The 13,114-nt window shown below is 67.7% G+C and carries 13 protein-coding genes and 3 pseudogenes; 12 read left to right on the forward strand and 4 right to left on the reverse strand.

Annotation, left to right across the window (positions count from 1 at the left end; genetic code table 11):
• Window positions 1–23 precede the first annotated feature (23 nt).
• Window positions 24–2,180 carry a pentapeptide repeat-containing protein gene (locus tag OG956_RS00075; protein WP_330335836.1) on the reverse strand — a complete coding sequence of 719 codons (2,157 nt, stop codon included), beginning with the start codon at window positions 2,178–2,180 and terminating at the stop codon, window positions 24–26.
• A 560-nt stretch (window positions 2,181–2,740) separates the two neighbouring features.
• On the opposite strand from OG956_RS00075, the gene OG956_RS00080 reads away from it, so the two are divergent.
• The 6 genes from OG956_RS00080 (at window position 2,741) to OG956_RS00110 (ending at window position 7,490) form a co-directional block, all read left to right on the forward strand.
• Window positions 2,741–3,712, forward strand: a complete 972-nt coding sequence (locus OG956_RS00080; RefSeq protein ID WP_330335837.1) for a hypothetical protein — start codon at window positions 2,741–2,743, stop codon at window positions 3,710–3,712.
• A gap of 401 nt (window positions 3,713–4,113) precedes the next feature.
• Window positions 4,114–4,707: a zinc finger domain-containing protein gene (locus tag OG956_RS00085; protein WP_330335838.1), complete on the forward strand. Its 594-nt coding sequence runs from the start codon at window positions 4,114–4,116 to the stop codon at window positions 4,705–4,707.
• Window positions 4,708–5,030: 323 nt separating this feature from the next.
• A complete protein-coding gene (locus OG956_RS00090; RefSeq protein WP_330335839.1) occupies window positions 5,031–5,570 on the forward strand; it encodes a hypothetical protein in 540 nt (179 codons plus the stop codon).
• 266 nt (window positions 5,571–5,836) lie between these two features.
• On the forward strand, window positions 5,837–6,112 hold the full coding sequence (locus tag OG956_RS00095; RefSeq protein ID WP_330335840.1) for a hypothetical protein: 276 nt from the start codon (window positions 5,837–5,839) through the stop codon (window positions 6,110–6,112).
• Window positions 6,112–6,510 (forward strand): hypothetical protein, encoded by a 399-nt coding sequence (locus OG956_RS00100; protein WP_330335841.1) that lies wholly within the window; start codon window positions 6,112–6,114, stop codon window positions 6,508–6,510. The genes OG956_RS00095 and OG956_RS00100 overlap by 1 nt, the downstream gene beginning before the upstream one ends.
• 347 nt (window positions 6,511–6,857) lie before the next feature.
• Window positions 6,858–7,490, forward strand: a complete 633-nt coding sequence (locus OG956_RS00110) for a DUF4291 domain-containing protein (RefSeq protein ID WP_330342684.1) — start codon at window positions 6,858–6,860, stop codon at window positions 7,488–7,490.
• A gap of 305 nt (window positions 7,491–7,795) precedes the next feature.
• Here the strand turns inward: OG956_RS00110 and OG956_RS00115 are convergent, their stop codons facing one another.
• Window positions 7,796–8,293 carry an RICIN domain-containing protein gene (locus OG956_RS00115; RefSeq protein WP_330335842.1) on the reverse strand — a complete coding sequence of 166 codons (498 nt, stop codon included), beginning with the start codon at window positions 8,291–8,293 and terminating at the stop codon, window positions 7,796–7,798.
• 197 nt (window positions 8,294–8,490) lie between these two features.
• Here OG956_RS00115 and OG956_RS00120 point away from each other — a divergent pair.
• Window positions 8,491–8,659 (forward strand): annotated as a pseudogene (locus OG956_RS00120) (ATP-binding protein); the annotation flags it as partial.
• Between the two features lie 42 nt (window positions 8,660–8,701).
• Here the strand turns inward: OG956_RS00120 and OG956_RS00125 are convergent.
• On the reverse strand, window positions 8,702–9,400 hold the full coding sequence (locus OG956_RS00125) for a nucleotidyltransferase domain-containing protein (RefSeq protein ID WP_330335843.1): 699 nt from the start codon (window positions 9,398–9,400) through the stop codon (window positions 8,702–8,704).
• A gap of 130 nt (window positions 9,401–9,530) precedes the next feature.
• On the opposite strand from OG956_RS00125, the gene OG956_RS00130 reads away from it, so the two are divergent.
• The gene (locus OG956_RS00130; RefSeq protein ID WP_330335844.1) at window positions 9,531–9,899 is read left to right on the forward strand and encodes a hypothetical protein; all 369 of its coding nucleotides are present in this window, start codon (window positions 9,531–9,533) and stop codon (window positions 9,897–9,899) included.
• Here the strand turns inward: OG956_RS00130 and OG956_RS40135 are convergent.
• Window positions 9,879–10,046: pseudogene (locus tag OG956_RS40135) on the reverse strand (IS630 family transposase); the annotation flags it as partial. The gene OG956_RS00130 and the pseudogene OG956_RS40135 sit on opposite strands and share 21 nt — an antisense overlap.
• Window positions 10,047–10,065: 19 nt before the next feature.
• Between OG956_RS40135 and OG956_RS00135 the strand changes: the two are divergent.
• From OG956_RS00135 to OG956_RS00150, 4 genes and pseudogenes are all read left to right on the forward strand, one after another.
• Window positions 10,066–10,686: a hypothetical protein gene (locus OG956_RS00135; protein WP_330335845.1), complete on the forward strand. Its 621-nt coding sequence runs from the start codon at window positions 10,066–10,068 to the stop codon at window positions 10,684–10,686.
• A 345-nt stretch (window positions 10,687–11,031) separates the two neighbouring features.
• Entirely contained in the window at window positions 11,032–11,547 is a 516-nt protein-coding gene (locus OG956_RS00140) for a hypothetical protein (RefSeq protein ID WP_330335846.1), read from the forward strand.
• A gap of 421 nt (window positions 11,548–11,968) precedes the next feature.
• Window positions 11,969–12,796, forward strand: coding sequence for a ZIP family metal transporter (locus OG956_RS00145; RefSeq protein ID WP_330335847.1), 828 nt, complete (start codon window positions 11,969–11,971; stop codon window positions 12,794–12,796).
• A gap of 122 nt (window positions 12,797–12,918) precedes the next feature.
• Window positions 12,919–13,065: pseudogene (locus OG956_RS00150) on the forward strand (lipase maturation factor family protein); the annotation flags it as partial.
• Window positions 13,066–13,114: the final 49 nt, after the last annotated feature.

Below are 13,114 nucleotides of genomic sequence, written 5' to 3' on the forward strand. Positions count from 1 at the left end.
AAGACATGCCTCCCGAGTTGCTGTCATCGTTTGATGCGTCCGCGGATAGCGAGGACGCCGAGGGCGAGGAGGGTGGGTTCGAGGAGGCGGGAGGTCATCTCGATATAGGTGCCGGATGTGGTCAGGTTCTGTCCGCTGGAGCGGAAGACGACCGAGTTGACGGCGACGCGGGTCGCCTTCTCCGCGCGGGCCCAGGTCATGCGCTGTGTCCAGCCGCCGTGCAGGGCAGGGTCGGGCGTGCTGGTGTGGAGGCTGATCTTGCTGCCGGTCAGGGCACCGGTGGTGGCGGGATCGGGGTCGTGGGTGGGCAGTCCGAAGCCCATGAGGAGCAGCACGGTCAGGGACATGGCGGCAAGCAGCCAGGTGAAGGCGCGCGAGGCGCGCAGGCCGTAGCCGGACAGCAGCCAGTACCCCCACAGCAGGCGGCGTTCGCCCTTGGTGGTGCCGGTCAGGTCGTGGCGGCGCATTTCGCATTCGCCGTAGTAGAAATCGGCCGCGCCGGGTTCGTTCTTGCCGTCCTCGAATGCTTTGCGCAGCTGCCGGTACAGCGCGGCAACGTCTTCCGGGTCGGGCGTGCGGGCGGGGTCGGGGTGGTGCGGTCCGGGGCGCCACAGACGGGGATCCGGTGCCGCGTCTGCGGGAGGAACGGGCTGGCCGGCCGTGTGGGCGCGCCAGTGGTGCTCCTCGGCAAGGACACGCCGGGGGGAGAAACGGACCGGCCGGATGCCGCGGCGGTGCCAGCCGGTGGGAGCATCGGCGAAGGTGGTGCGGCCTTCCAGGCGGATCTGGTCAAGGTGGAAGGCCCCGGAGAACAGGCAGTTGGTTAGATCGGTGTCGGTCAGCACCAGATGCGCGGCATCCACGCCCTGCACCGAGACCACCCTCACCCTTTCCGTGACGCTGGGTTGCACGCCTGGTGTGGCCAGATGGTCTTCACTCACAACCAAGTCGTTGTGGGTGAAGGGGGTGGGGTGGGTGATGACCGCCGCAGGGGCGGTCAGGACCGCGTGACTCAGGTCCACGGTCGCGTACCGCACTCGCAAGGTTGCCGTCGACTCCCACCGTGTCCGCTTACACATCACCGCCTGCGCCGCTATCTCTAACGTCACCGGCAGCATGAAAACCGCTCCCGACAACCTCACCATTCGCGCGCACACAAACGGCCCCAGCACCGACACACCCTCGAAGCGCGCTTCGCCGAACGTGACGGTGGCGGAGAATCGCCCTCCGCCGAACCCGGCGGTGCCGGAAAACCGGGCCCGATCGAACGTGGCAGGGCCGGAGAACCGCGCCTGCCCGAACCAGGCGGTGTCGGAGAAGTGCGCCTGCTCGAACGTGGCGGTGTCGGAGAAGCGCGCCTGCTCGAACGTGGCAGGGCCGGAGAACTGCGCCCCGTCGAACTCGGCGGGGCCGGAGAACCGCGCCCACTTAAACCAGGCGGTGCCAGAGAACTGCGCCTGCAGGAACCGGGCAGGGCCGGAGAACTGGGCCTGCTCGAACTCGGCAGGGCCGGAGAACTGCGCCAGATGGAACCCGGCGATGTCGGAGAACTGCGTCCGCTCGAACATAGCGCTCTCGAAGAACCGCGCCTCGCCGAACCAAGCGGCGCTGAAGAAGTGCGCCTGCTCGAACGTGGCGGGGCCGGAGAAGTGCGCCTGCTCGAACCTGGCGGGGCCGGAGAACTGCGCTAGATCGAACGCGGCGGTGTCGGAGAACTGCGCCCCGTCGAATGTGGCGAATCCGGAGAACAGCGTCCTGGCGAACCAAGCGACGCCTAAGAACCGGGCTTGTTCGAACTTAGCCGTGCCGATGTGGGGCGCGTTGGTGGTGGGGTCCTGGAGGGCGTTGAGGAGGGCTTCCAATAGATCGTGGGTGAAAGGGGTGCCGCGGTGGTCGATGGCGGCGCCGGGAGCCAGGCCGGTCAGGTAGGCGGTGCGGTCGGCGTCGGTGAGGTGGGCCAGGCACGCGGTGTAGCCGGGAACGTGGACACCGGTGCAGCCGACCGGATCGGTGGCCGGCTCCGCACCATACCCGCAGTACGGCCAGGAAGGCGGTGACAGTGTGCTCATGGTGAGGCGGCTCCACAGAGGCGTGTCGTGACTCCGGAAAGGACGCTCTGCGGGCCGAGGCCGGTTCAGGGCCGGCCGGCACCCGGTGGCGTCGCCGTCGAGTCCCAGCACGACCGTGCACGGCAGCTCTTTCTGTACGTGGCGGTCGCCCGCTCGGCACGCCCCTTCGGATTGCCCTGTGGTTTCGCGCCTAAATGTCCAGCCTCATAAGCGACATCACTGTCCATCACCACACGTCACGCCAGCCTATCGCCTGGATATTTTCACGCGAGCTGCTTAAGACACTTTCACGCGAGTTACCAGTCGGCAGCGGACCCCCGGTTGTAGCGGCGCACAGTGGAGGAGCCGCCCGTCTGTCGTCCTGCTCGCCCAGTTCCCCCCGTACCGGCTGTGCTAGCTGATCTCCGCCGCTCACGCCCCTCCCCCGGGTGCCCGGAGTGCATAGCTTCAGCCTTGATGCTGCGCTTTACAGGGTTTTGGATGCCGACGGCTGGATTGGATGCTCGACCGCCCATCATGCTTTGCTCATGTTCCGACGTGCATGGCGAGCGTGGCAGAACCAACGAGCCTGGGAGAACCGGGACGTGGTGGTCCGGATGAACAGATTTTACGACCTACTCTTGGAGTCGGAGAGAGCCTCTGCCCGAGGCGTCGCCCTCAAGTACGGCCGCATGCTCTATCGCGACTACCAGCGTCTCCTGAGCGCGAAGGCCGCCTCGACCTCCCCGTACTACGTCGGGCTGTCCTCAGACGTAGGGACATTCACGCATGTCGCCAAGCGGGTAGTCCTGGTTGCGGACACGATGCTGCTGTCCGACCATGGCGCCGGAGCGGTGCACGAGCTCGGGGTGCACAGCGTGGGCGTCCCCCTGGGGCCCGAAACGATTCTTGGCCAACCACCTGCAGGCGGGTCACAGCGCCACCGATACGGGATGGTGACCAGAGATCTTGTCGAGTTAGGTCAGTGGCTTATGGACGCGGAGCCTCTGCTGCGCAGCGGGCTGATCTGGTACGGGCCTGTCTTCACAGAAGGGAGCGTTACGTCTTCGCCGTATCCTCACTCGAATACGCTGCCCGATCCGCTTCCTTCGTTCAGCGACCGGTCCATCGACTTCGTGGTGGAGCACGGTCGAGCCGTTGATCTGGCGAGGACGAAGCCTCTTGCCAGCCGCGTGGTCCGGCCGATCCTGGAGATCGATCTCCCCTTCATCGACGGGGTGAGCCTCCGTGACTTCGCAGAAGTCACTGTCGAGGAGTTCGACTCCTACCGCCAGTACCGCGACTTCATGCGCTCCCGGCTACTCGAACTCGACGACGCCCTCGAAGCGGTCGACTCCCAGGTAGCCCTGGAACGAGTGGCGCTCTCCATTCGTGACCAGGTGAACGCCGCTACCGCTGAGATGAGCAGCGCGGCCCGGTCCGGGGTGCTCAACCGCTGCGGCGCCGCACTGGGTACGGCGAGCGCTGTCCTTGCCGCGGTCCGCCCCGAGGCCCTCCAAGGTGCGCTCGCCTTCAGCGCGACGATTGCGGCCGGTGCCACCGGCCTGTGGCCGACCATCCAGGCGTTCGCCGACACCAAACCCAAGCGCACATACGGCAAGTGGCACTACGTATGGGTCCTTCAGAAGAAGGCCGCTCGTTGAGCCATCCCGGCCGTTTCGGCGTACTGGGCCAGACTCCCGACCGGACGAAGCCGTAGCGGGGAGCAAAAGGCCTGCGCCCGGCACCGGTGCCTGTCAGCCGTTCCCTGGACCCGCTAGGCAGGTGAGCGCATGTTCAGCGGGGGCTTTCCGTGCCCACGGGCCATGCGCTCTCGCCGGCAGCCCTGCTGATGTGGGCGTGACATTTGACGACAGAACCTAGGGCCAGTGGTCGAGCGGAAGGCACCCAAATCGCTAGTCTTCGCCTGCAACGGGGTGGATGACATTCGAGGAGGCAAACGGTGTCACATCGGGCACGTTGTCACGGCAGTGGAGGCCGAACCGGGCAGCACTACAGCGCCACCCCCAATCTGAGGTCGTACAGCCAGCCACCGGCAGGCCCTGTGACCATCACCCGCCCCGACGGAACGGTGGAAGTGCAGACGCCGCAGAAGGCGGTGCGGGATGTCCCCACGCCGCGGCGCAAGAAGCCGAAAGCGGGTCCGAAGCCGCTGCCCATGCCCACGATGAAGCAGCTCCTCACCGTGGAATGCCCCTCGTGCGGCCGGAAGGTGGACGAGCCCTGCACGATCCGGCAGGGCCACCGGGCGCGGGTGGAGCTCTACCGGGCGGTCAAGGGGCAGCGCAGCACCCCGGAGAAGGTCGTGGCCGCCGTGCAGAAGGGCGTGGAGGTCCGGGAGGAGAAGCTGGCCGCCCGCCGCCGGCCGCTGCCGCCGGAGGAACAGGCCAAGCGAGCCGCCCAGAGGGAAGCCGCCAGGGAGAACAACCGTCGCAAGGGCAGCAAGGGCAACCCCTACAGGTCGGCGAACACGCGTGCCGTCCCGCCGGCAATGGTCAAGGCCCGCCGCTGCCGCCGGTGCGGCGCGGCACCGGGCGAGTCGTGCAACGCGCAGCTGAGCGACGGTGGCACCGCGCTCCACCTCGAACGCGTGCAGGACACGCGCAGGGAACTGCAGGCGAAGCTCGACGAGGGGTGAGAGACATCGCCAACGCACGCAGATTTCAGCCAATACGTCATTGTTTGCGGTGTTGGTGATGAAATAACCTGTTCACTCTGCTGACCTGCTTGTTTCTGTGAACGGGTGTGCTTGCCGAGAAAGTTGGCTAAGTTGCCCGCTTACGAGCGGGATATGCCCCGCCACTTCATAGCCGGTAGTCCTCTCAACCCCCGCCTGCCCCCTTGAGAGCCGCGGGCACGAACTGCCGCTCACTGCCAGAAGATCCGCATCCCTCGAAGGCCCCGTTGCCGCCTCGGCAACGGGGCCTTCGGCATGCCCGCACCCCCTTGAGAAGATCCGCCATGACGCATGCCCGAGTCACCGACCCGGAATTCCCCGACCCGGAGCTGCAGGCCGTCTACGACTGCCTCGCCCCCGCCAGGTCCGGGGCGCCGGCCGACACCGCTGAAGCCATCGCCGCCCGCGAGGGCCTTGACCTGGCGGCCGACCTCGCCGCGGTCCGCCGGCGCACCACCCGCGCCACCGCGGCCCGGCGGCGCACGGACCGATCAGGCCGCCGCGGCGACGGACGCTCACTGGAGTCCCACGCCTTCATCATGCTCAGCCGCCAGGCCCCGCACCTGCGCACACCCGAGCTGAGGACCAGGGCACGGGCCTGGGCCCGGGTGGGGCTGTGGCCCCAGGAGATGCAGGCGTGGATCGCTGCCCTCGGCGTGGACGGTGCCGCCACCGCTCGGGACTGCCGCACCGCGGGCATCGCCCTGTCCGCGATGGGCGTCGTCCTGGCCGGGATGCGCGTCAAGCACCGCCTGCGGGGTGGAGAGTCTGCTTTCTCCGTCATGGCCCGCGCCGCAGCGGGCGGGCGCTCGCTGAAGGATTGACCCGCCAGCGGGTGCGGGGGTCGGCTGCCTCACCGGTAGCCGGCCCCGGCCGTCCCACGGTGATGGCGATATTTGATTTTCAAGGGGCCTCAACACCGGCGGGGCGCTGCCGCACCCGTCGGCGCCACGGCGGCTGCCCCGAGCCGCCGAGGAGCCGGTGAGAGTCGCAGGGGACGTCATTGGTCGGTCCAGGTGAGTGAAAGGGATCTGCCCGACCAGACCCATTTCCTCTACCCGTGGTAGAGAAGGGCGGTAGAGTGGGAGGTATGGCAGCAGACGAGACGAGCATCAAGGTGAGCACTGCGGCGCGGGACCGGCTCGCGCAGCTTGCGGCCGAGCACGGCACCACCATCCGCCACCTGGTCGAGGACCTCGCGCACAGTACGCCGACCCAGGCCGAGTACGCCGAGCGGGCCGAGCTGGCCCGCGCCGAGCTCGCCGCCGCCCTCGGCACCGCGCCGAGCGAGGAGGCCGAGGCCAAGGCCCGGGCCCTGCTCGAGCGCCTGGGCGCCACCCCGCGCCCTCCGCGGGCGGCCGCGTAGTGGCGGCGATCGCGGTCGTCCTGGACCACACCACCGCCGGTGCGCTGTACGACCCGAAGGACCCCTTCAACGAGGCGGTCGCCGCGTTCTACGTCCAGGCCTCCGGCGGACTCGGCGACCTGTACGCGCCGGTGCTGTCCCTGACCGCCGGCGACACCGAACGACCGGGTCTGCTCGCCTACATCAAAGGACTGAGGTTCATCCGGATCGAGGCCTTCGACACCGACGCCGCGGTCACCGCCACCGAACTGCTGCGCTTCGGGCACTCATGGGCCGCCGTCCACGCCATCCACGCAGCCCGGCCCTCCGCCGCCCACCCCGGCGGACGGTATCTGCTCACCCTCACACCGAAGGCGTACGCGGGCACCGGCGTCCAAGCCGTCCACCCCGACCAGTAACCACCAGCCGCTGGCGGCGCCGCGGCGCCGCGGTCCCGCTTCTCCCGTCGTGCGCCCGGCCGGGAAAGGGGGCGACGGGCCGGGGCTGCTGTGTGCCTGCCGCCTCGACGACTGGCCGGGATGCGGGCTGCGCCGGCGAGCCGGTCAGCAAGGAGGGAGCAGGCTTCGAGGGTGGCCCGCTGGTGCGGCGATGCCGCCGCCTGCACCGCTGCTACGAGCGTAAGGTGGCGTGCTTCCTCTGCTTCGTCGGCATCGCGGCCAGCCTCATCTGCTCTCGCAGAGCTCGGCGGCTTCGCACCGCGGTAATTCGATGGCGCGTACGGAACAGTGTGCCCACTCTGGTCCCCGTGGCAGAACCCAAATACCAGATTCGAGCCCTGCACACGGACTCCACGGTCACCGTCTACCAGGCGTACACCCCGGAGATAGGCCTGCCGGCGGCCCGGGAAGGCCGGTTCCCGGCGGTGTGGCAGCGGGACCGGATGACATGGATCAAGCCGTCGTTCCTGTGGATGATGTACCGCTGCGGGTGGGGCACCAAAGAAGGACAGGAGACCGTCCTGGCCGTCGAGATCTCCCGTGCCGGCTTCGAGTGGGCACTGGAACACGCCTGCCTGTCCCACTACGACCATGGACTCCACGCCGACCGCGCCACGTGGAAACGCCAATTGAAGCGGGCTCCGGCCCGGGTGCAATGGGACCCCGAACGCGACCTGCACCTTCAGCCGCTAGCCCACCGGTCGCTCCAACTCGGCCTCGCCGGCGAAGCCGCACGCCTCTACGCCGATGAGTGGACCGTCTCCATCACCGACGTCGCATCACTCGCCCACACGATCCACGCGCACGTACGAGACGGAGACCTGGACACCGCACGGCAACTCCTGCCCCGTGAACGTCCCTACCCCGTGAGCGACAGAGCCTGGCCCATCTCCGCCAATGAGCCCGCTTGCCAAGTCTGTTGGTGCAGGTCAGCACCGTAGCCATAGGCGTCCAGCCGCGTTCGCGTCCGTTCAGCGGTCCTGGAAAACCCGCTGGTCGTACGCCTCTGAACGCCGACGTAGGAGATGAATGAGACGGAAACTGAGACGGCCCGGTCTGCCTCGTCGCGGTGCAGCCTTTTGATCCGTAGCTCCAGCAGGATCGGGCGGTTGCGGTCATTCAGGTCGCAGAATGGCGTGACGTACCGGTGCCGAAGCACGACCACAGCAAATTCAAGCGCCCGCCGCAGGCCACGCATCTCCTGTTATGCCGCCAGCCCGCCGTCACAAGGCTGCGCTGTGAGGGATCAGATAACGTTCCACTCCTGGGACTCGGGATACGAGAAGTTGCATGTCCACAGCGTCAGGTAGACACCATACCCCATCGAGTCACCCTGGTTCGTGATGCACTTGCCGCCAAACTGCGTGAATATGACAGTATGATTGTTGCTGTAGTCAATGACGAATCGCTGGCTCGTGTCGTTGGTGCACGTCCACAACGTCAGAACGGTCCCGTTAGTACCACTGTGATTTCCAGACGGGGTCAGGCACTTCCCGCTCGCTATGTTCTTGATGTAAGTGCCGTCGTATGACCACCGCTGCAAAGAGCTTCCCGTACACGACCACGTCGTGACGATCGTGCCGTTGGCTGTGCTATTCCCCTGCGGTGTGGCGCAGAGGGTGACAACCCCTGCAGTGTTGGCCAGGATGCCATCGTCGGGCGTCGCGCTCGCGGTCCCGCTCGATACCAGCGTGAGCGACACGCCGGCCGCCAGCCCCGACAGCACGGCAGCAAATTTACGCATGATGTCCCTAGAAATCGTTGGTGATCACCAGTGCGGCGATCAAGCCGAGCTTGATCATGGCACGGACCGCTACCCTCTGGCCATACCCGCACTTCGTATCCGCTAGCCGCGTGCTGTGCTCAACGCCATCCGGCCCAGCCCGTTTTGCCGGCAACAGCTCAATTGTGGACAAGTGGCCGCCGGTTGGGTTTTGACCCTCGCTCGAGTCCGTCAGCGGTTGGACCAAGACCTTCACCGACTCCCCGCCTCTGCGCAGCCATCGTCGACCGCCTCACCTTCGGCGGCAACATCATCGAGACCGGCACCGACTCCTACCGCCTCGCCACCACCCGTGCCCGCACCGAACAACAAGCATCCACTGGCTGATCGCGACCACACTCCTGTAATGGTGTGATTGCCCCCATCGACTCATCGGATGGCATACCCGTCCCACAGCGGGCCGCTAGCCAGATCCAATACCTCTGCCACGACTGCGGCGAAGACCTCCGCATCCCCGGCGATCGCCTGCGCGGCAGCTTCGGACAACGCGCGGTGCACCCCGGGGTCGGCCTCAGCCAGCCGCCTCGACAACCATTTTCCTCCGCCGAGCCAGTGCCCGCCGACCAGGAGGACCAGCTCCGAGGCACGCTGCAGCATGTGCGAGACCAAGTACACCCGCTCTGCAGGGTCCGTGCAGCCGCTCAGGTCATCGAGCAAGTCGGTCAGGACATACCGCTGGTAGTCACGCTCACGGTCCGAGAGCGGCGGCGGGCCCGCGGCCCAACGCTTTCGCGCCTCGTCCTGGAGCGAAGCGCCCAGCCCATCCGTGTCTACCAGGAGCATGCCGTCAGCACACATAGCGAGCAGCGGCGATCTCCGCTTCGCGGTCTCCTGGTCGGCGAAGCTGTGCCAGGCGGCCTCGGTTTGCACGAACAGCTCCACCGGCCAGCCGCGATACACCAAGTTCTCCCGGCTGGGGGCCGGCGGCCCATCCAAGAGGACCACGATGTCCAGATCGGATGTGGGCGTCCGGCGGTCGGTCAGCACACTGCCGGCGAGAAAGGCCGCCCGGGTGGCGGGAAATCGGTCCTGCACCAGTTCGCGGGCGGTGAGCACGGGGTCATCCATGAGCGGAGCGTACGGACCGACGGTCGGTCCCGCACGAGGGCGGGTGCACCGCACCACAGCGAGTGCTCTTACTTCTCATCGACTTTCATGCGCTCTACGGACACCGAGTGATGCCGAAACCCACCGACAAGTGCTCTCGCTTCTCACCTGCGCAGCGAATCCACGCGACCGTGTCGCCGGCGTGGCAGGTTTGCGCTATCGCCGTGAAACAGCCGGGATGTGCCTCTACCGCTTGGGCGAACCGAGCCGCATTCTCCTGATCGGGGTTCAATCCCCGCTGCGGGCTCGGGCGCAGGCCTGGACTCGGGTGGCACTGTGGCCCGCGGAGATGGATGCGTGGATCGGGGCCGTCGGCGTAGACGGCTCGGCGATCGCCCGGGATTGCCACACGGCAGGTATCGCACTGTCCGCGACGGACATCGTCCTGGACGGCATGCGCGTCAAGCAGCGCCTGCGGGGCGGAGAGACCGCCTTCTCCCGCCGACGAGCAATCCAGTGAGATCTTCCAGGCAATCAGCGCTCTGATCCGGGCCAGGGTCCAACGCTGGTCCTCCCAGCCATACACGGCCGGTCCCAGCGCCAACTCCTTCTCGAGCTCCACGAACTGCTCGTCGGACAGCTTGGGCAGTACGGCTCGCTGCGGGGGTTCCTCCTATGCTGCCGCAATGGGTCTGGATCTCAACCTGCGCATGGTGGACTGGGAGCGGCTGCGCGCCATCTCCGTCGAGGACCGGATTCGAGTCCTGGACGAGACGATGTGGCCGGCGGATCTCGATGACGAGTACCTCTCCACGTACGGCTTGGCCAAAGGCTGGGTGTGGCCGCCGGATCAGGAGTCGGTGTGGTGCGCCGAGTACCGCTTTTACAGCACCAGCGGCTCCTACAGGCCGCATGCCCGCGCAGGCGACGCCTGGGCCGACATGCGCTCACTGGTCGACACCGCCGTGCGCGAGGCGATGGACTGCTTCCTGGGCGGCCTGATCTGGGACGCGGATCCGGCCGTTGATCCTGCGCTGACCGGCGGGGGGTTCTTCCCGCCCGCCACCGACCGCCGGTACCCGCGCATTCTTCTCGTCTGCCCGCCGGAGGTGGTACCCGGCAAGGTCCATGCCTGGCAGCGGGTGGAGCCGCGTCTGGAGGAGTTGCGCGGACCGTTCAGCGCGGAGTGCGAGGGCTGGGCAGGACGCCCGGACACCTTCGAGGAATTCACCGCGCTGCTGTGCGAATGGGCCGAGGTGGCACGGGAGACGGCCCGTCGCGGCTGGGGCCTGGTGGGTCTGCTGTAACCCCTGCATGCGGCGGTCACGCGTTACGGCTGCAGCACTCGTCAGCGCCCGTGGGTGCGGATGTCTGCCCCGGCTGCGCAGGCTGGCGGCGGACCATACGGACATCGTCCTGGACGGCATGCGCGTCAAGCAGCGCCTGCGGGGCGGAGAGACCGCCTTCTCTGCCTCGGCCCGCGCCGCAGCCTGCGGGCGCTCACTGTCCGACTGACCCGCAAGGCGTCTCGTAGGGTGCGGCCCGGCCACGGAGTGGGACAGAGCGGCTTGCACACGCAGGCGGGCCACCCGGGGTGGGATCCCCGGACAGCCCCTCGGCACACGGCTCGTCCACGGTTGTACCTTCGGCTGATGCGACGCAAGACAGACATCCACGATCGTTCATCGCCGGACCCGCAGACCGCGATGCCAGCGGGCCGCGCAGCGCAGGCGGCGGTGGCCGAGGTGAGTACCGCTGTGGCGCGGGAATGCGACGCTGCCGATCACATGGTCGACCTGCAGTTGACCACCATGCCGCTGGCCGGTGGATTCCCGCCCCGCCGGCCACTGGAGCAGCTCGCGGCCACCTCCCTGCCCGGTCCACCTATCCGCGCCATCACGCCGGTCAAGCCGCCATGGCGCTGGATCGAACTCCTCCACGGCAGCCTCGAGGCGACGGCCCCCCGCCCCCGGACGGACCGGCACCGCTCGCTAGCGGAAGCGAGCGCGCTGCAGGTGGCCGAGGCCATCGAGCAGCACCTGGGCGCGGTGAGAATCGCTGCCCGGCTCGACCTCGCCCATGAGGCATCGAGTCCGGCATGGCAGCACGCCTACGTCCTGGTCACGGCCACCCATCTCGCCGGGCTCCTTGTCACCGTCGAAGACTGAGGGTGACCTCGGGCGGCGCGGACGCATCGAATCCGAGCACATGACCCCTACTCCGGGGTCGGCTTCGTGGTCGGGCCGACCACGGCGGGAAGACGCCCAGTCCCCGGAGAGTCACTTCTGCGACAGAGGCGGTGGCGGCTCGAGGCGCCACCGGCACGACCAGCGAAGGGTGAAACCGACCCCGCTGTGCGAGAGCACGCCCCGCGAACCGGGGCAAAAACCATCAGGATGCCGCTTCCGGGAGATGTTGTCTCATTGAGGCAACACGCAAATAACCTCTGAGGAGATCGCACCCACGCCCTGGGCTGAGGCGTGTAACGACTTCCTCAAGTCTCACCGAGCCGGACCTTCGTCATTGTTAGGTAAGCCTTGCCTGCTTTATGGTCTGTGCGCTTCCTTTGCACGTCAGACCGGAGTCCCCATGTCCAGCGGCAACATTGCCCTGCTCGGAGCCATCGCAGGCTTCACCATCTACCTCGGCCTCCCCCTCGGCCGCCTCCGCACGCCCACCCCCCGGCTCAAGGCCGGCTTGAACGCCGTTGCCATCGGCATCCTGATCTTCCTCGTCTGGGACGTGCTGACCCACGCCTGGGAGCCCATCGACGAGGCGCTCGCCAAACACACCTGGGGAACGGTGGCGTCCGGGGGCATCACCCTGGCCGCCGGCCTGACCATCGGACTCGCCGGGCTCGTCCACTACGACGGCTGGATCGCCCGCCGCCGCGAAGCCGCCGCCCCGCCCACGGGCCCCGGCGCCGCCGCCTCCGCCGAACTGGCGTCGAAGACCCGCAGCCAGGCAGGCTCACTCGCGCTGATGATCGCCACCGGCATCGGCCTGCACAACTTCGCCGAGGGCCTGGCCATCGGCAACTCCGCCGCCCAGGGCGAACTCTCCTTGGCCGTCCTGCTGATCACCGGCTTCGGCCTGCACAACGCCACCGAGGGTTTCGGCATCGTCGCCCCCCTGGCCGCCGAGGGTGAACGTCCGTCCTGGCCCACCCTCCTGTGGCTCGGCCTGATCGGCGGCGGCCCCACCTTCCTCGGCACCCTCGTCGGCCAGCACATGGTCAGCGACACCCTGTCCATCGCCTTCCTCGGCCTCGCCGCCGGCTCGATCCTCTACGTCGTCATCGAGCTGCTGGCCGTCGCCCGCAAGACCGGCCTCAAAACCCTCACCACCTGGTGCATCCTCCTCGGCCTCCTGCTCGGCTTCGCCACCGACGCCATCGTCACGGCCGCAGGCGCCTGAGCACTGGAGCCCGCTCTACAGCTCTCGATCTGCTCCACATCGGTGAACTCCACGCCCAGGCCGTGCGCGCGGCTGTCGTTGGCGCGGAAGTACATCCGGGCAAGGCCCTCGGCCGCGATCTGCTGGTCAACGTCGGGTAGACCTGGTACGGCTTCATGTGGGAATACCTGCTGCTGGTGGCCGGCTTCCTGGTGATCTTCCTCGGCAACGACACCGTCGCGCCGCCCGTGCCGGTGCGATGGCTGCTGATCTGGCTGCTGTTCCGGCTAGTGCTGTGACCACATAGGTTCGCCGGGTTAGGGCGTGTGCCTACCTTTC

Origin of the sequence: Streptomyces sp. NBC_00557 (genome assembly GCF_036345995.1) — a bacterium.
Classification (GTDB): domain Bacteria; phylum Actinomycetota; class Actinomycetes; order Streptomycetales; family Streptomycetaceae; genus Streptomyces.